This is a genomic window from Phycicoccus avicenniae (genome assembly GCF_018139485.1).
In the GTDB taxonomy this organism is placed as follows: domain Bacteria; phylum Actinomycetota; class Actinomycetes; order Actinomycetales; family Dermatophilaceae; genus Phycicoccus; species Phycicoccus avicenniae.
Genome location: NZ_JAGSNF010000020.1, coordinates 1 through 16979, shown reverse-complemented (window position 1 = coordinate 16979; position 16979 = coordinate 1). Strand labels below are relative to the sequence as shown.

The 16979-nt window shown below is 76.6% G+C and carries 15 protein-coding genes and 1 riboswitch; of the genes, 5 read left to right on the top strand and 10 right to left on the bottom strand.

Features of this window, described 5'->3' with window-relative positions; all coding sequences use genetic code 11:
- Nucleotides 1–241: 241 nt before the first annotated feature.
- Nucleotides 242–961 (top strand): transcriptional repressor LexA, encoded by a 720-nt coding sequence (lexA, locus tag KC207_RS13670; protein WP_211603867.1) that lies wholly within the window; start codon nucleotides 242–244, stop codon nucleotides 959–961.
- Between the two features lie 79 nt (nucleotides 962–1040).
- Here lexA and KC207_RS13665 read toward each other — a convergent pair whose 3' ends face one another.
- On the bottom strand, nucleotides 1041–2009 hold the full coding sequence (locus KC207_RS13665) for a succinylglutamate desuccinylase/aspartoacylase family protein (protein WP_211603866.1): 969 nt from the start codon (nucleotides 2007–2009) through the stop codon (nucleotides 1041–1043).
- Nucleotides 2009–2503: an ATP-dependent zinc protease family protein gene (locus KC207_RS13660; RefSeq protein WP_211603865.1), complete on the bottom strand. Its 495-nt coding sequence runs from the start codon at nucleotides 2501–2503 to the stop codon at nucleotides 2009–2011. The genes KC207_RS13665 and KC207_RS13660 overlap by 1 nt, the downstream gene beginning before the upstream one ends.
- 26 nt (nucleotides 2504–2529) lie before the next feature.
- Here KC207_RS13660 and KC207_RS13655 point away from each other — a divergent pair, with 26 nt between their 5' ends.
- The gene (locus KC207_RS13655; protein WP_211603864.1) at nucleotides 2530–3729 is read left to right on the top strand and encodes a RimK family alpha-L-glutamate ligase; all 1200 of its coding nucleotides are present in this window, start codon (nucleotides 2530–2532) and stop codon (nucleotides 3727–3729) included.
- 121 nt (nucleotides 3730–3850) lie between these two features.
- On the opposite strand, the gene KC207_RS13650 is transcribed toward KC207_RS13655, so the two are convergent.
- Nucleotides 3851–4474 carry a GNAT family N-acetyltransferase gene (locus tag KC207_RS13650; protein ID WP_211603863.1) on the bottom strand — a complete coding sequence of 208 codons (624 nt, stop codon included), beginning with the start codon at nucleotides 4472–4474 and terminating at the stop codon, nucleotides 3851–3853.
- Nucleotides 4471–5439, bottom strand: coding sequence for an NAD-dependent protein deacetylase (locus tag KC207_RS13645; protein WP_211603862.1), 969 nt, complete (start codon nucleotides 5437–5439; stop codon nucleotides 4471–4473). Before KC207_RS13645 ends, KC207_RS13650 begins: the two co-directional genes overlap by 4 nt.
- A 141-nt stretch (nucleotides 5440–5580) precedes the next feature.
- Between KC207_RS13645 and KC207_RS13640 the strand changes: the two genes are divergently transcribed.
- The gene (locus tag KC207_RS13640; protein ID WP_211603861.1) at nucleotides 5581–6534 is read left to right on the top strand and encodes a LysR family transcriptional regulator; all 954 of its coding nucleotides are present in this window, start codon (nucleotides 5581–5583) and stop codon (nucleotides 6532–6534) included.
- Nucleotides 6535–6570: 36 nt separating this feature from the next.
- Here KC207_RS13640 and KC207_RS13635 read toward each other — a convergent pair whose 3' ends face one another.
- The 5 genes from KC207_RS13635 to KC207_RS13615 form a co-directional block, all read right to left on the bottom strand.
- Nucleotides 6571–8997 (bottom strand): ComEC/Rec2 family competence protein, encoded by a 2427-nt coding sequence (locus KC207_RS13635; protein ID WP_211603860.1) that lies wholly within the window; start codon nucleotides 8995–8997, stop codon nucleotides 6571–6573.
- On the bottom strand, nucleotides 8994–10127 hold the full coding sequence (locus tag KC207_RS13630; RefSeq protein ID WP_249138748.1) for a helix-hairpin-helix domain-containing protein: 1134 nt from the start codon (nucleotides 10125–10127) through the stop codon (nucleotides 8994–8996). The genes KC207_RS13635 and KC207_RS13630 overlap by 4 nt, the downstream gene beginning before the upstream one ends.
- A gap of 197 nt (nucleotides 10128–10324) precedes the next feature.
- The gene (locus KC207_RS13625; protein ID WP_249138747.1) at nucleotides 10325–10930 is read right to left on the bottom strand and encodes a glycerol-3-phosphate acyltransferase; all 606 of its coding nucleotides are present in this window, start codon (nucleotides 10928–10930) and stop codon (nucleotides 10325–10327) included.
- Nucleotides 10931–10935: 5 nt separating this feature from the next.
- Nucleotides 10936–11799 (bottom strand): DegV family protein, encoded by an 864-nt coding sequence (locus KC207_RS13620; RefSeq protein WP_211603859.1) that lies wholly within the window; start codon nucleotides 11797–11799, stop codon nucleotides 10936–10938.
- A 9-nt stretch (nucleotides 11800–11808) separates the two neighbouring features.
- Nucleotides 11809–12624, bottom strand: a complete 816-nt coding sequence (locus KC207_RS13615) for a hypothetical protein (RefSeq protein WP_211603858.1) — start codon at nucleotides 12622–12624, stop codon at nucleotides 11809–11811.
- A gap of 35 nt (nucleotides 12625–12659) precedes the next feature.
- Between KC207_RS13615 and KC207_RS13610 the strand changes: the two genes are divergently transcribed.
- Both KC207_RS13610 and KC207_RS13605 read left to right on the top strand, forming a co-directional pair.
- Nucleotides 12660–13388 (top strand): response regulator transcription factor, encoded by a 729-nt coding sequence (locus KC207_RS13610; RefSeq protein WP_211603857.1) that lies wholly within the window; start codon nucleotides 12660–12662, stop codon nucleotides 13386–13388.
- A complete protein-coding gene (locus KC207_RS13605) occupies nucleotides 13385–14701 on the top strand; it encodes a sensor histidine kinase (RefSeq protein WP_211603856.1) in 1317 nt (438 codons plus the stop codon). Before KC207_RS13610 ends, KC207_RS13605 begins: the two co-directional genes overlap by 4 nt.
- 457 nt (nucleotides 14702–15158) lie before the next feature.
- Here KC207_RS13605 and KC207_RS13600 read toward each other — a convergent pair whose 3' ends face one another.
- Nucleotides 15159–16574 carry an aminotransferase class V-fold PLP-dependent enzyme gene (locus KC207_RS13600; RefSeq protein ID WP_249138746.1) on the bottom strand — a complete coding sequence of 472 codons (1416 nt, stop codon included), beginning with the start codon at nucleotides 16572–16574 and terminating at the stop codon, nucleotides 15159–15161.
- Nucleotides 16575–16616: 42 nt separating this feature from the next.
- Nucleotides 16617–16730, bottom strand: a riboswitch (SAM riboswitch).
- Between the last annotated feature and the right edge of the window lie 249 nt (nucleotides 16731–16979).

Genomic DNA, 16979 nt, shown 5'->3' with positions numbered 1-16979 from the left:
TGCTGTCGATCGAACCACCGTGGATCGAATGGCTGTTCGATAGAACGTCTGTACGAGTTGTAGCACGGATGTTCGAGCCGGACAAGACACGCGTCGAATGAATGTTTGAATTCTTTGTTCGGGTCTCGTACGCTCTCCGCATGCCAGGAATGGTGCCGGTCGCCACCGACAGGCCCGCTGACCTGGGAAAACACCGTCGGGCGCTCGGTCGATGACCGGGTCCGGGAGCGAAGGGGTCGACATGGCACGTCCGAGGAACGCCGACATCCACGAGATGCCGGACCGCGGGGACGGCGGGGAGCTGACGCACCGTCAGCGCAAGATCCTCGAGGTCATCCGCAACGCCATCGACCGCCGCGGCTACCCCCCGAGCATGCGCGAGATCGGCGAGGCCGTCGGCCTCACCTCCCCCAGCTCCGTCGCCCACCAGCTCTCGGCGCTCGAGCGCAAGGGCTACCTGCGCCGTGACCCCAACCGCCCGCGCGCCATCGAGGTCGTCTCCCCCGACTCCGAGGGGTCGGGCTACCGCCGCGCCCCCGAGCCGACCGACGACGTCGACGTCACCGGCATCGGCGACGAGCGCCCCGAGGCCTCGTACGTGCCGGTCCTCGGACAGATCGCCGCCGGCGTCCCGATCACCGCGGAGGAGGTCGTCGACGACGTCTTCCCGCTCCCGAAGCAGATCGTCGGCGAGGGCTCGCTGTTCCTCCTCAAGGTCGTCGGCGACTCGATGGTCGACGCGGCGATCTGCGACGGTGACTGGGTCGTCGTCCGCCAGCAGGCCGTCGCCGACAACGGCGAGATAGTCGCCGCGATGCTCGACAACGAGGCCACCGTGAAGACCTTCAAGCGCAAGGACGGCAAGGTCTGGCTCATGCCGCACAACCCGGCCTTCGAGCCGATCGACGGCGACCACGCGACGATCCTCGGCAAGGTGACGGCCGTCCTGCGCCGCATCTGACCCGTCGCCCCGAACGCACCGCCCCCGCCCCTCCCCGGTCGGGGGCGGTGCGTCGTCGGTGCCGGACGAGCGCGCCGGGTCAGGCCGGCGGCTGGTCCTCGACCTCGGCGATGTGGACGACGGCGTCGCCGCTGCTCACCAGGGGCGCCTCGGTCCGCCCGACGACGATGCCCGCCCGGTCGGCGTGCACGAGCCGCACCCGCTTGCCGAAGCTGTCGAAGAGCCCACCGAGCCGCTCCCCCTTCTCGACCCGCTGGCCGAGCGTCGCCTCGAGGTGCAGCATCCCCGTCCCGCGTGCCCGCACCCAGCCGCTGCGCCACGACACGGCAGACGGGGGCGGCGGCTCCTCCTCGACCGGGTCGGTCATCCCGAGCGCCGCGAGCACCCGCTGCACGCCGACGACGCCGGCCTGCACCGCCCACGGGTCCATCCGCCACGCCTCCCCCGCCTCGTACAGCAGCACCTTCGCACCCCGCTCGCGGGCCGCGTACCGCAGCGAGCCGTCCCGCAGCCGGGCGTGCAGCATCGCCGGCGCCGCGAACGCCTCGGCGAGCGCCCGCGTCCCCGGGTCCTCGAGGTCGGCGCGGATCTGCGGCAGGTTCGTGCGCCGGTCCGAGCCGGTGTGCAGGTCGATGCCGACGGTGCACCGCTGCACGACCTCGGTCATGAACAGGTGCGCGATCCGTCCCGCGAGCGACCCGCGCGGCGACCCCGGGAAGGACCGGTTGAGGTCGCGGCGGTCCGGCAGGTAGCGCGACCCCGTCATGAAGCCGAGGACGTTGACGATCGGGACCGCGACGATCGTCCCGCGCAGCGTCTTCGGGTCGAGCCCGGCGAGCACCTGGCGGACGACCTCGACACCGACCGCCTCGTCGCCGTGGATCGCGGCGTCGAGCCAGATCGTCGGACCCTCCTCGCGGCCGTGGACGACCCGCACCGGCAGGTCGACGTCGGCGCCGGTGACGAGGCGGGTGATCGGCAGGGCGAGCGACTGGCGACGGCCGGCCCGCACCCGGACCGGGCCGATCTCGAAGGACTCGCGGGGCATCAGCCGCGGCCCCGGTTACGGCGACGCAGCGCGAGCGGCGGCCGTCCGCCGAGGTAGGACGAGCCCGGGTCGACGGCGAACCCCTGGCGCAGCGCCTCCCGGCCGACGAGGCAGCGGAAGCCCATCTCGTCCCGCCGGGCGAGGGTCATCTCGGCGGTGACGGTCCGGCCCATGAGGGTGAGGTCCATCGCGACCGCGTAGCGCTCCTCGGCGTGCCCCGAGGACGACCGGACCTCCCGGACGTCGAGGACGGGACACTCGACGACGGCGGCGTCCTCGTCGGTGGCCTGCCACGGGTGGACCTGGAAGCGGACCCACCGCTCCCCCTCCTTCAGTCCGTCCTCGAGGTCGAAGGCGTGGATGGCCGACGAGCGGGCGCCGGTGTCGAGCTTGGCCTTGACCCAGGGAACGTCCACCCCCGGAAGGCTCACCCACTCGCGCCATCCTGCAAGGATGAGGGGGCTGTCAGACGTCGTCCGACCGCTACCAGTCACTGTCCGTCCTCTCCGACCGGGAAGTCATGAAGCTCGCGATCCTCTCCCGCGCACCACGTTCGTACAGTACGCAGCGCCTGCGCACCGCTGCCGCCGACCGGGGCCACCAGGTCAAGGTGCTCAACACGCTCCGGTTCGGCATCGACCTGTCCGGGGACGAGCCGGACCTGCAGTTCCGCGGCAAGCGGCTGTCGACGTACGACGCGATCCTCCCGCGGGTCGGCAACTCCATCACGTACTTCGGCACCGCCGTCGTCCGGCAGTTCGAGCAGATGGACGTGTACACGCCGAACACCTCGTGGGGGATCGCCAACTCGCGCGACAAGCTGCGCGCCACGCAGATCCTCTCGCGGCACAACATCGGCATGCCGGCGACGACCTTCGTGCGGGACCGGGCCGACGTCATCCCCGCCATCGAGCGGGTCGGCGGCGCGCCCGTCGTCATCAAGCTGCTCGAGGGCACCCAGGGCATCGGCGTCATCCTCGCCCCGGAGATCAAGGTCGCCGAGGCGATCATCGAGACGCTGTCGAGCACCAAGCAGCAGGTGCTCATCCAGCGGTTCGTCAAGGAGAGCAAGGGCCGCGACATCCGCGCCCTCGTCGTCGGCGACCGGGTCGTCGCCGCGATGCGCCGGGTCGCCAAGGGCGACGAGTTCCGCTCCAACGTCCACCGGGGCGGGTCGGTCGAGAAGGTCGACCTGGACCCGGAGTTCGAGAAGGTCGCCGTGCGCTCGGCCCAGATCATGGGGCTGCGGGTCGCCGGGGTCGACATGCTCGAGGGCGCCGAGGGGCCGCTCGTCATGGAGGTCAACTCCTCCCCCGGGCTCGAGGGCATCGAGACCGCGACGAAGCTCGACGTCGCCGGCGCGATCATCGACCACATCGACAACCAGGTCGCCTTCCCCGAGATCGACGTGCGCCAGCGGCTCACCGTCTCGACCGGGTACGGCGTCGCCGAGATCGCCGTGTTCGAGGCGGCCGACCTCATCGGACGCAAGCTCGGCGAGTCCGGCCTGCGGGAGCGGGACATCACCGCGCTCACGCTGCACCGCGGCACGAGCGTCATCCCCAACCCGAACGCGAGCCACGTCCTCGAGGCCGGCGACCGGCTGCTCTGCTTCGGCAAGCTCGAGGAGATGCGCTCGATGATCCCGAGCCGCCCGCGGCGCACCCGCAAGGTCAAGCGGCTGCCGAAGGAGCCGATCCACGAGCCCCGCGACGCCTGAGGGGCTGCTCGCCGTTCCGCGACCGGAGCCAGGAGCGCGCTGTGCGGCGCGTCCTACGGCGCGGTACCGGTCGTGATCACGACGAGTACCGCGCTGTAGCACGCGCCCGGACGACCGGCTCTCAGGCGTCGGCGCCCGCGTCGGCGGGGTCGGGCTGCGCGGCGAGCTCGGCGTCACGGGTCTTCCGGTTGGCCTCGCGCTTCTCGAACTCGAGCCGCTGCGACTCCAGTTTCGCCTCGTCCCACAGGTCCGGGTGCATCCGCTGCCAGAGCGCCGTGTCGACCCACTTGCCGAACTTGAAGCCGACCTCGCGCAGCGTGCCGACGTGGTCGAAGCCCATCGCCCGGTGCAGCTTCTCGCTCGCCGGGTTCGGCTGGGCGATGACGGAGACGATGGTGTGGATGCCGTCGGCGTCGAGCCGGCGGATGAGGTCGTCGTAGAGCCGGCTGCCGAGGCCGTGCGAGCGCTGGCCCTCGGCGACGTACACCGACACCTCGCGGGTCGTGTCGTACGCCGGTCGGCGCCGGTAGGAGTTGCTGAAGGCGTACCCGACGACCTCACCGGAGATCTCGGCGACGACGACGTGGTCGCCGGAGCGCTCGGACGCCACCCGTGCCTGGTAGTTGTCGTCCGGCCGGGGCTCGACGTCGAAGGTCGACGTCGTGCGTTCGATGGCCTGGTTGTAGATCGCCGCCATGGCCGGGAGGTCCTCCTCGGTGGCGGTGCGCAGGACGATGCGGGTCACGGGGTCTGCTCCTGGGGTGCGAGACGGTCGAGGGTGGGTGCGAGGTCACCGTCGACCCGCACGGTCATGTGCTCGTCGCCGCGGGTCGGCCCACGGGTGACGGCGAGGACGGGGATGCCGCGGCGGGCGGCGCGACGGACGAACCGCAGCCCGGACATCACGGCGAGCGAGGAGCCGAGGACGAGCAGTGCGGGCGCGGCGTCGGTGAGCGCGAAGCACTCCTCGACGCGGTCCTTCGGCACGACACCGCCGAAGAAGACGACGTCGGGCTTGAGGGTGTCGGCGCCGCAGACGACGCAGTCGACGAGGCGGAACGTCGCGACGTGCTCGTCGGCGAGGACGACGTCGCCGTCGGGCCGGATCTGGCTGCTCACCTGCGACCCGTCGTCGGCCTCACCGCGCACGAGCCCGTCGAAGCCGGGGTTGGCCTCGTCGAGGCGCTGCTGGAGGTCGACCCGCGGGGTCCGGTCGCCGCACGTGAGGCACACGACCTCGGCGAGGCTGCCGTGGAGGTCGAGAACCGCCGGGCTGCCGGCCCGCTGGTGCAGGCCGTCGACGTTCTGGGTGATGACAGTGCCGAGCGTCCCGGCCTGCTGCATCCGGGCGACGGCCCGGTGCGCCGGGTTCGGCGCGGCGGCGGAGAAGCGCTGCCAGCCGACGTAGGACCGGGCCCAGTAGCGCTGCCGGTTCTCGGTCGAGGCGCAGAACTCGGCGTGGAGCATCGGCATGACCCGGCGGGTGCCGTCGCGGCCGCGGTAGTCGGGGATGCCGGAGTCGGTCGACATGCCCGCCCCGGTGAGGACGAGCGTCCCGGGGTGCTCGGCGAGGACTCGCGCCAGGCGCGCGACGGCCTCGGGGTCGCGCGTCTCCGGGGGCGGGGTGCGAGTGGCCCACGGGGGCGTCACTCCGACCCGGTCGACGGTACGGACGACCCCGGCGGCGTGCTGCGGGGTGACGGACGGCATCCGGCCCATCATCCCAGTCCCCGCCCCGGGTGTCCCACCCGACCCGGGATGCGGGCGACGACACGGCCGGTCCACCGGCCCCGCACCGCGTCCTCGCCGAGCCTGGCCCGGTGGATAACGCCGCCTTATAGGATGGTCCCCATGATCGACGCCGCAGGGCTGCGCGTCATGCGCGCCATCGCCCAGGAGGGCAGCTTCACCGCCGCCGCCGCGGCGCTCGGCTACACCCAGCCGGCGATCTCGCAGATGGTCCGCCGCCTCGAGCAGCGCACCGGCACCGTCCTCGTCGAGCGCACCGGACGCAGCGTCCGGCTCACCGAGGCCGGCCGCGTCCTGGCCCGGCACGCCGACCCCGTCCTCAGCGCGCTCGACGCCGCCGAGGAGGAGGTCGCCGCCATCGCGGGCCTGCGCAGCGGCCGGGTGCGGCTCATGGCCTTCCCGTCGGCGTCGGCGACGCTCGTCCCGCGCGCGCTCGCCCTCGTCAAGGAGCGCTTCCCCGACGTGACGATCGGCTTCACCGAGGCCGAGCCGCCCGAGAGCCTCGCCGCGCTGCGGGCCGGCGAGTGCGACCTCGCCGTCGCCTTCGCCTACGAGGGCACCGACGTCGCGCGCGGCGAGCAGGACCTCGACGGGCTCGTCATCACCCCGCTCCTCGAGGACGAGGTCCGGCTCGCGGTCCCCCGCTCGCACCCGGTGGCCGACCGCGAGACCGTGCCGCTCGCCGACCTCGCCGGGGACCCGTGGATCGCCGGCTGTCCCCGCTGCCGCGGCCACCTCGTCCAGCTCGCCTCCGGCGCCGGGTTCCGCCCGGACGTCGCGTACGAGACCGAGGACTACGTCGCCGTCATGGGGCTCGTCGCCGAGGGCCTCGGGGTCGCGCTCATCCCCGACCTCATCCTGCGGACCGTCCACCACGAGGACGTCGTCGCCCTGCCGATCGAGCCCGCGTCCCGCCGCACGATCACCGCCGTGACGACCGACGACCTCAGCCGGGTGCCGGCCGTCGCCGCGACCCTCGAGGCACTGGCGGCGAGCGCGGCCGGGCAGTCCCGGGCCCCGACGACGCGGATGCCCGAACCCGCCTGGTCGATCTGAGCGAGGCGGCCCTCCCGGCCGACACGGTCGGCCCGCTCACCGTCGGGTCACGACCCGCACCCCGTCGCCCGCCTCGACGACCGCCACGTCGCCCCGCTCGTCCGTGCGGTACACCGCCGACCCGAGCGCGCGCAGCAGCGCCAGGTGCGCCGGCGCCGGGTGCCCGTAGTCGTTGCCGGCGCCGACGCTGACGAGCGCGACCGGGGCCCGCACGGCGGCCATGAGGTCCTCGTCGAGGTTCGCGCTGCCGTGGTGCGGGGTCTTGAGGACCTCGAGCCCCGCGGCGGTCGCGGCCATCGAGGGCTCGCGGCGCAGCCGGAGCAGCAGGTCGCGGGCGGCCTCGCGCTCGACGTCCCCGAGGAGGAGGACGTCGACGGTGCCGGAGCGCGCCGCGAGGACGACGCTCGCGTTGTTCGCGACCGACCCGGACCCGATCCGCCGCCACGGGCCCCAGACCTGCGCGTCGAGGTCGCCGACGCGCAGCCGGTCCCCGGCCCGCACCGGCACGACCGGCACCTGGGCGGAGGCGGCGACGCGGTCCACCGCCGTGGCGCCCGACGGGGGCTCGCGGACCGGGCTGACGAGCACCTGACGGACCTCGCGCCCCCGCATCGCGCCGGTGAGCCCGTCGACGTGGTCGGCGTGGAAGTGGGTGAGGACGACGGCGTCGAGGACGTCGACGCCGAGCCGGTCGAGGCAGCCGTCGACGAGGGCCGGGTCCGGACCGGTGTCGACGAGGACGGCCGAGGACTCCCCGGAGCGCAGCACGACGGCGTCACCCTGCTCGACGTCGCACGCGACGACCCGCCACGCCGTGTCGGGCCAGGTGGCCGGGGTCGTCGGGAGCAGGGCCGCACCGACGAGCGCGACGACGCCGTACGACACGACCGGCCGGGCCCGCACGGCGGCGACGACCGCGCGCCCGGTGAGCAGGACGACGACGAGGAGCAGCGCGAGCAGGACCGCGCCGGGCGGGCCGTCCGGCCACGGCAGGGTGCCACCCGGGACCTGCGCGAAGACCCGGGCCACGCGGGCGATGAGCCACGTCGGCAGCACCCCGACCCACGCGACGAGCTCGGCGCCGCGGCCCCACACGAGCGAGACGAGGGAGGCCGTGACCCCGGCGACCGTCGCGACCGGAACGAGCGGGGCGGCGAGGAGGTTGGCGACGACGCCGACGAGGCTGACCGACCCCTGGAGCAGGACGACGACCGGGGCCGTCATCGCCTGGGCGGCGACGGGCACCGCGACCGCCGGGCCGAGGGCGCCGGCCCGACCGGGCAGGCGCGCACCGATGGCGTCGCCCCACGGCCGGACGAAGAGCAGCAGCCCGAGGGTGGCGAGCGTCGACAGGGCGAAGCCGTAGGACCGGGCGAGCCACGGGTCGAGGACGAGGACGACGACCACCGCGCCACCGAGGACCGGGAGCCCCGCCGAGCGGCGCGACCGGCTGAGCCCGAGGAGGCCGATCGCGCCCATCGCCGCCGCCCGGACGACGCTGGGCTCGGGGCGCGCGAGGACGACGAACCCCGCGAGCGCGACGAGGGCCAGCACCGGCCGGAGCGGGCGCGGGACCCCGGCGACGGCACACAGCCCGAGCACGAGGCCGACGACGACGGCGACGTTGCTGCCCGAGACGGCCGTGAGGTGGGTCATCCCGGTGACGAGCATCGCGTCGGTGAGGTCCTGCGGGGTGCGGCTGGTGTCGCCGATGACGAGGCCGGGCAGGAGCCCTCGGGCGTCGGCCGGCGCGTCGTCGACCGCGGCCCGCAGCCCGGACCGGAGCCGCTCGGCGCCCCGGGCGACGGCGCCGGGCGCGGCGAGAACCGGGACCGGCCCGGACACGGCGAGCAACGCGACCCGGTCGTCGGCGGGGTCCGCCGGGGAGAGCCGGCCGGAGACGACGACGACCGAGCGCCACGCGGGCGCCGACACCTCCGTGCCGCCGGTGAGCAGGACCGGCGCCGCCGCGGTCCGGACGCTCCCTCGGGCGTCGAGCCGGCGCACGGTCGCGGTCCGCACGACCCGCTCCTCGTCGCCGAACCCAGTGACCGGGCGGGGGTCGCCGGTGACGACGACCTCCGCGGTGACGCGGGCGCGCTCCCTGGCGAGGTCCTCGACCCCGCCGCGGGTGCGCAGGGTGTCCTGGGCCAGTGCCGCGACCTGGAGCAGCACGACGAGCAGCCCGGTGAGCACCAGCGGCCAGCGGGCCACCGCGAGGCGGGAGCGACGGACCCGTCCGCCGGCGACGCCCGGGCCGCCCGGGGCCGCGTCCCGCCCTGCGCCCCGCCGCACGACGACGAGCGCCGCACACGACACGGCGACGACCCCGACGAGCCACCAGCGGGCCGAGTGTCCCCAGCCGAGCGCGACGGCGGCGACCACCCACGCCCCGACCGCGGGCGCGGCGAGCCGGAGGTCGACGACCCACGCCTGGCCGCGCCCGGGGTCGTCGCCGGTCATGTCGTGACGAGGGGACGCAGCTGCGCGAGGAGCTTCTCACCGATGCCGCTCACCTCCGCGAGCTCGTCGACGGTGCTGAACCGGCCGTTGACGGTGCGCCAGTCGACGATCCGCTGGGCGAGCACCGGACCGATGCCGGGGAGCCCGTCGAGCGCGGTGACGTCGGCGGTGTTGAGCGGCACGAGCGCCGACGCCGCCCCGGGCGTGCCGGCAGCCGCCCCGCCGTCGCCGGACGGCGGCGCGGCCGCAGGCGGCTCCTCCCCCGGAGCCGGGACCCGCACCTGCTCGCCGTCGACGAGCGGCCGGGCGAGGTTGAGCGCCGCGAGGTCGGCCCGGCGCGTCGCACCGCCGGCGGCCTCGACGGCGTCCGACACCCGGGAGCCGGCGGGCAGCCGCAGCACCCCTGGCTCGGCCACCTGACCCACGACGTGGACGACGAGGCCGGTCCCGCCTGCCGTCGTCTGTTCCGGCACCGAGCCGTCCGGTGCCGTCCCGTCCGGCGCGCCGTCGGTCGGCGGGCCACCGGCGGCCGCGTCGCCACCGCTGCCCTCCCCACCCTCCCCCACGACGTCCGCGCCGGCGGGCACCCCCGCCGGCGCCGCCCCGGCGCTGAGACCGACCGGCCCGGCCCGGGCACCACCGCCCGGGGCGACGACGTCACCGTGGTCCCCCGAGGAGGCCCACGCGACCCGGAGCCCGAGGACGAGGACGGCGGCGACGGTGACGAGGAGGACCCCCAGGACCGCGAGCCGACCGGGCTGCCAGGCGGCGACGGACAGGGCGGTCGGCAGCCGGACCGCTCCACCCCGTGGGGCGGGGCGGCGGTGCCGACCGGCGCATGACGGTGCTCGACCGGCCTCCGCGGCCACGTCGTGCAGGAGCCGCACCGGCACCTCGTCGCCGGCCCGGTCGTGCCCTCGTGCGCGCCCGCTCACGACGCCGTCCCGCGCGCCGGGGGCAGGCACCATGTCGTCGTGCCCGCGGCGCCCGCCCGCGGCACGGGCCCGTGGGTCCCCGTCCGCGCTGCCGAGACCCAGCCCCTCGGACGTCGGCACCCAGCCGGGGCGGCCGCCCTGGAGACGGGCCAGGGCTCGCGGTGAGATCGGCTCGGGGCCAGGTCGACGGCGCATGACGGCGACGCTAGGCAGCGGTGGCCTCCCGGGTCACCGGCCACCGTCGATCTGTGGACGGCCCCGCCGCGACGGCGCACCCTGTGGACGACCGCACCTCGACCGACCGCCCCCACGACCGACCCCGCGTCCCGGCACGACCCCAGCCACGACCCCGCGGGACCTCCGACGACCGGCCCGCGCCGACGACGCCCGTCTCAGCCGCGGACCCTCGCCCACCACGCGCGGACGTTGCGCCCGTGCCGGCTGAGGACGACCGCCCCGACGAGCACGAGCCAGCCCCCGGTCGGCCGCTCGACCCACGGCACGACGCCGCCGAGGGCCGCGGCTCCCAGCACGACGACGGCCGCGGTCGCGACGACGGACGCCTCCCCCACGACGCGCAGCACCGCCCACACCACGGCGAAGACGGCGACCGCCACGACGACGACGAGCGGCGCGACGGCGAGCACCGCACCGGCGGCGCAGGCGACCCCCTTGCCCCCACGACCGCGCAGGAACGGGCTCACGACGTGCCCGAGGACGACGGCCCCGCCGACGACGAGCGCACCGACCAGCCCGACGGACGCCAGGACGAGCGCGGTCGGCAGGTAGGCCTTGAGCAGGTCGAGGACGAGGACGAGCGCCCCCCACCGGCGACCGAGCACCCGCCCGGCGTTCGTCGCCCCCGGGTTCCCCGACCCCGCGCGCAGGAGGTCCCGGCCGAGCGAGCGCGCGACGATCGTCGCCGGGCTGACCCCCCCGACGAGGTAGCCGCCCACGGCGAGCGCGACGTACAGCCCGAGCAGCGGGAGCAGGTCCACGGCGCTCAGCCCGCCACCCGGGGGACGACGGCGACGGCGAGCGTGCCCGGGCCGACGTGCGCCCCGACGACCGCACCCAGCTCCACGACCCGGACCTCGACCCCGGTGCCGAGCCGTGCCGTGAGCCGTTCCCGCAGGCCCCGGGCCCGCTCGGCGGAGTCGAGGTGGTGCACGGCGACGTCGACCCCCGCCCCGGCGTCGACGGCCCGCTCGGCCGCCTCGACGGCGAGGTCCTCGATCCGGCCGATCGCCCGGCTCGCCGTGCGGACCCTCTCCAGCGGCACGATGAGCCCGTCCTGGAGCCCGAGGATCGGCTTGATGGCGAGGGCCGAGCCCAGCAGTGCTCCCGCCCGGCCGATCCGGCCCCCGCGGCGCAGGTACTCGAGGGTGTCGACGTAGAAGACGACGGTGGCGCCCTCACAGGTCCGCCGCACGAGGTCCGCGACCTCCGTGGCGCCGGCGCCGGTCGCCGCGGCCCGCGCGCCGGCGAGCACCGCGTGCCCCATGACCATCCCGAGGGCGCGGGAGTCGACGACCGTCACGGGCACGGGGGCCGCGGCGGCGGCGAGCTCGGCGCCGCCGACGGTGCTCGACAGCTCCGCGGACAGGTGGACCGAGACGACCTCGTCCGCCCCGGCCCGGGCCGCGGCCTCGTACTGCTCGAGGAAGGCCGCCGGGGCCGGGCGGGAGGTCGACACCGGGACGAAGCCGCGCAGGGCCTCGGCGACGCGGGCCACGTCGATGTCGACCCCCTCGCGGTGCTCGCGCCCGCCGACGACGACGTGCAGCGGCACGACCCGGACGTCGGCACCCGTGACGAGGTCCTCCGGCAGGTAGGCCGTGGAGTCGGTGACGAGGGCGGTGGGCACCCCGGAAGGCTAGCCGCGGGCGGCCGTCGACGGCAGGACGACACCGGCCGGGGAGGGCAGGACCACACCGGCCGGCGGTCCGGGCGTCGTGCCGCCGCCGGTGCGGACCGGCCGGCCGCCGCGGCACGCGACGTCGACGTGGACGACGTCGCCGGCACCGCGGGCGGAGAAGGCCACGGTGACGGCCGAGGACCCGCCGGCGGGACGGACGTCGTAGCGCCACCCGTCGCGGGGCGTGACCGACGCGATCGTCGTGCGACCGCCGCGGCAGGCGACGACGACGGTGCCGCCGGGCGTCACGAAGGACCTGCGCTCCGTCGGGGGGTCCGGGTTCGCGGCTCCCGAGGGCGTGGGACCGGGGGCGGGCCGCGCCGCCGGACCTGCCGTCGGGGCCGATGTCGGACCCGCCGGACCCGGGGCGGCCCCCGGCCCGGACGTCGACGGCGGGGTGGGCATCGCGGGCGACGGCGTCCCCGGGTCCGGCGGTCGCCCGGCCGCGCCCCCGGACCCGGGCGCCGGCTCCGCTCCGCCCGCCGCACCGGGGCCGGTGTCCCGCGGGGGCTCGCCGGCGTCCCCGGGCGGCTCCGCGGAGTCCTCCGACGTCGGCGTCGCGGAGGGGCCGGCCGACTCGTCCGGACCGGCGTCGGACGGCGCCGCCGGTCCCGGGCCCGACACCCCCGGCACCCGCGGCGGTGCGCCCGCGGCGCCCGGAGCGGCGACCTCGCCGACGAGCCCGACGACGACGGAGGTGAGGAACCCCGCCGCGACGACGGCGAGCACCCAGCCGAGCAGCAGCGCGGCGGCGGCGCGCAGGCGCGCCCTCACGGCCCCCACCCCGGTCCTGCACTAGCGTCCTCGTCGTGACGCACGTGCTGGTGATCGAGGACGACCCGTCGATCCGGGCGAGCCTCGTCCGGTCGCTCACCGACCGTGGCCACGCGGTCGCGAGCGCCCCGACCGGTCTCGTCGGCCTCCAGGAGGCACTCGACACCCGTCCCGACCTCGTCCTGCTCGACCTCGGGCTGCCCGACCTCGACGGCCAGAGCCTGCTGTCGATGCTGCGGGCGGTCCGGCAAACACCGGTCATCGTCGTCACCGCCCGCGACGACGACACGACGGTCGTCAAGGCCCTCGACACCGGCGCCGACGACTACGTCGTCAAGCCGTTCACGATGGACCAGCTCGAGGCCCGGATGCGCGCCGTCCTGCGCCGCAGCGACGGCGCCGCCCCGGACGACGCGGTCGCCGTCGGTGACCTCGTCGCCGAGCCCGCGGCCCGGCGGGCCAGCCTGCGCGGGACCGAGCTCGACCTCACCCGGCGCGAGTTCGACCTCCTCGTCCACCTCATGCGTCGTCCCGGCGAGGTCGTCCGCAAGCGCGACCTGCTCACCGAGGTGTGGAACCTCCCCTACGGCGGCAGCGAGCGCACCGTGGACGTCCACCTGTCGTGGTTGCGCCGGAAGCTCGGCGAGAGCGCGGCTCATCCGGTGTACCTGCACAGCGTCCGCGGCGTCGGGGTGCGCCTGACCGCACCCGAGGACGGCTCGCGGGCCGCCGCCGGCGCCGGTGGCGCGCCGACCCCCGCATGACCCGACGGATCACCTGGCTCGTCGCGGCGACGACGTCGGCCGTCGTCCTCGCCTTCGTCGTGCCGCTCCTCGTCCTCGTCGCCGACCTCGCGGAGGACCGTGCGGTGGGCCTGGCGCAGGAGCAGGCCCGCAGCACCGCGACCCTCGTCGCGACGGTCGACGACGACGGCCGGCTCGCCCGGGCCCTCGTCACGGCCGCCTCCCAGGGGCCACCGGTGGCCGTCGTGCGACCGGACGACCGGGTGCTCGGCCGGGTCTCCGCCCGCGGCGCCGCCCCGGGCGCCGACGCCCCACCGCTCGACGACGCCGCCCACGACCACGTCCTCGGCGCCCGCGAGCAGCAGGCCGCGTTCACCGCCGAGAGCGGGGCCGGCGTCGACGCCGTCGTGCCGGTCGCGATGCCCGAGGGGGTCTCGGTCGTCGTCGCCCGTGTCCCTCCCGAGGAGCTGCGCCGTGGCGTCGTCCAGGCCTCGGCCCTCGTCCTCGCGCTCGGCGTCGTCCTCGTCGGCGGGTCGGTGCTCGCGGCCCGCAGCCTCGGACGCCGGATCTCCGTCCCCGTCACCGAGGTCGCCGACGTCGCGCAGCGCCTGCGGGCCGGTGACGCGAGCGCCCGCGCGGTGCCCGGCGGTCCGAGCGAGACCGCGGAGCTGGGCCGCTCCCTCAACGCCCTCGCCGACCGCATCCACGAGCTCGTCGCCGCGGAGCGTGAGCTCGTCGCCGACCTCGGCCACCGCCTGCGCACCCCGGTCACCGCGCTGCGGCTCGACGCCGACCTCGTCGAGGACCGCGAGCTCGCGGCGCGGCTGCAGCGCCACGTCGACACCCTGTCGGCCGGGATCGACGAGGTCGTCGACGAGGCCCGACGACCGGTGCGCACCGAGCTCGTCCAGCACACCGACGTCGCCGCCGTCGTCGCGGCCCGGGTCGCCTTCTGGCAGGCCCTCGCCGAGGACCAGGAGCGGACCTTCGTGCTGTCCCAGGACGGGGCGGCCGCGGTCGTCGCGATGCCGCAGTCCGCGGTCGAGGAGCTGCTCGACGTGCTCCTCGACAACGTCTTCGCGCACACCCCCGACGGCACCGACGCCCGGATCACCACGGTCCGCTCCGCCTCGCGGGCCGTCCTCGTCGTCGAGGACGCCGGGCCCGGCCTCGTCCACCCCTGGTCCGGGCGCGGGGACAGCCGCGGGGGCTCGACCGGTCTGGGGCTCGACATCGTGCACCGCATCGCGGTGGACGCGGGGGGTGCGGTCGACCTCGGGCGCTCCGACCTCGGCGGGCTGCGCGTTCAGGTGAGCGTCCCGACCGCCCGCTGAGCCCGGCGCGTCCCACCCGGGCGCGTCCCACCCGGGCGCGCCCCACCCCGGCGCGCCCCACCCCGGCGCTCCACGGGTCCCGGCCGTCGGCCGGGCGGGAGGGGCGGCGGTGCGCACGGTGGCCTCCTCGGGATCCCGTCCGGGACGAACGCCTCCCCACCTCGGGGCGGCGGCCCCAGCATGACGCCGCGAGGACGGCTGTCGCGACCGGTTCGGCCCGACCGGGCCCCGGCGGGCGGCGGTCTGCGCGGATCATGACGGTCCGTTGACGTGCCCATGACGTGCGGCGCGTCGCGGGCGAGCACCATGGTGGCGTCGCGGGACCCGGGAGCGGTGTCCCGCGGCCGTCATGAGACCGCCTCCGCCCGTGGGCGCGGCGTCCCGGTCGTCGCGGCCCCCCTGCACCGCGCGACGGGACGCCCCCCGCGGGCGGAGGTGTCCCCGCCCGCGGGGGGCCTCACCAGAGCCGGTCGACCGCGAGCTCCCGGTCGTCGTGCACGGGCACCCAGCCGGCCCCGGGCTCGAGGACGTACTCCGCACCCGGCCCGTCCGCCGCGAGCGTCGCGACCGCCGCGAGCAGCCGTTCCACGTGCTCCGGCGTCGTCGCGATCCCGGCGCTCGCGCGCACGGCCGTCGCGTCGTCGGTGCCACCGCCGGCGAGGAGGGTGTCGACGAGCCGGTGGGCGCAGAACTTCCCGGCCCGGACGGCGACCCCGTGCTCGGCGGCGAGCGCCGTCGCCACGAGGTGGCTGTCGAGCCCGTCGACGGTGAACGCCGCGACCGGGCCCCGGTCGGCGTCGTCGCCGAAGACCGACAGGACCCGCACGCCGGGTGTCGCCCGCAGCCCGTCGAGCAGCCGGCGGGTCAGCGCCGCCTCGTGGTCCTCGACGGCGGCGCGGTGCCGGTCGATCGTCGCGCACGCCGCGGCGAGGGCGACGGCGCCGAGGACGTTGGGCGTGCCACCCTCGTGCCGCGCGGCCCCGGTCGCCCAGCGCACCCCGTCGGCCGTCACCTCGGCGCTCGCCCCGCCACCGGGCAGGTACGGCGGGGCGGCGTCGAGCCAGTCGGCCCGCCCGACGAGCGCCCCGGCGCCGAACGGTGCGTGCAGCTTGTGCCCGGACAGCACGACCCAGTCCGCGTCGAGGGCGGTGAGGTCGACCGGGCGGTGCGCCGCCAGCTGGGCGGCGTCGACGAGGACCCGGGCCCCGTGCCGGCGGGCGGTCGCGACGACCCGCTCGAGCGGCCACAGCTCGCCCGTGACGTTCGAGGCGCCGGCGACGACGACGAGCGGGGTGAACAGGCCCGGCTCGAGGGAGGCGAGCGTCGCGTCGAGGCGGCCGAGGGCCTCCTCGTGGCTGCGGGGCACGGTGAGCCGGCGCGTCGTCGCGGCCGGCCAGGGCAGCAGCGCCGCGTGGTGCTCGGAGTCGAAGACGACGACCGGGGTGCCCTCCGGCAGGGCGCGGGCGAGGACGTTCACGGCGTCCGTCGTGTTCCGGGTGAGGACGACGGCGTCGTCGGCGCGCGCCCCGACGAAGCGGGCGACCTCGGCCCGCGCGGCCTCGTAGTGGGCGCTCGTCACCCGCGACAGCCAGCCCTGGCCGCGGTGCACCGAGGCGTAGGTGCGGGTGGCCGCGTCGACGGCGTCGAGCACCGCGCGCAGGGCGGGGGTCGACGCGCCGTGGTCGAGCGGGGCGTCGTCGACGAGACCTCCGCCGAGGACCGGGACGGGGGCCGCGCGCACGACCTCCGGCAGGCCGGTCACGGCGGCGCGCTCCGGGACGGGCGAGGTCGCGGCGGCCTCGACGACGTGCAGGCCGCGGCGGGCGCGGGCGAGCGTCGGCAGGGCGGACAGGGACGGCTGGGCGATGGACACGATGGCCTCCTGGAGGTCCGAGGACCCCGGGCGTGCCGTGGGATCCCGCGCTTGCCGGCGCCGCTGCGACGTCGACCAGGTCGTCACCCGGAGCACCCCACCGCGGAGGAGGGTTGCCGACCAGCGAGCCGGGGCTTGACGCTGGCACTCATGACCTACGAGGGACACCCTGGCAGGCGTGGGGCCCCCCCCGCCCCCCGCGGGCCCCCCCCCCCCCCCCCCCCCCCCCCCCCCGGGGGGGCCCCCCCCGGGGCCCCCCCCCCCCCCCCGCCCCCCGGGGGGGGGGCCCCCCCCCCCCGCCGCCGCCCCGGCGCTGAGACCGACCGGCCCGGCCCGGGCACCCCCGCCCGGGGCGACGACGTCACCGTGGTCCCCCGAGGAGGCCCACGCGACCCGGAGCCCGAG

Excerpts from the sequence above, each read along its gene's own strand:
- KC207_RS13640 (WP_211603861.1), top strand. The coding sequence starts at position 5,581 with ATGATCGACGCCGCAGGGCTGCGCGTCATGCGCGCCATCGCCCAGGAG.
- KC207_RS13635 (WP_211603860.1), bottom strand. The coding sequence starts at position 8,997 with ATGACCGGCGACGACCCCGGGCGCGGCCAGGCGTGGGTCGTCGACCTC.
- KC207_RS13605 (WP_211603856.1), top strand. The coding sequence starts at position 13,385 with ATGACCCGACGGATCACCTGGCTCGTCGCGGCGACGACGTCGGCCGTC.
- KC207_RS13645 (WP_211603862.1), bottom strand. The coding sequence starts at position 5,439 with ATGCCGTCCGTCACCCCGCAGCACGCCGCCGGGGTCGTCCGTACCGTC.
- KC207_RS13665 (WP_211603866.1), bottom strand. The coding sequence starts at position 2,009 with ATGCCCCGCGAGTCCTTCGAGATCGGCCCGGTCCGGGTGCGGGCCGGC.
- KC207_RS13630 (WP_249138748.1), bottom strand. The coding sequence starts at position 10,127 with ATGCGCCGTCGACCTGGCCCCGAGCCGATCTCACCGCGAGCCCTGGCC.
- lexA (WP_211603867.1), top strand. The coding sequence starts at position 242 with ATGGCACGTCCGAGGAACGCCGACATCCACGAGATGCCGGACCGCGGG.
- KC207_RS13655 (WP_211603864.1), top strand. The coding sequence starts at position 2,530 with ATGAAGCTCGCGATCCTCTCCCGCGCACCACGTTCGTACAGTACGCAG.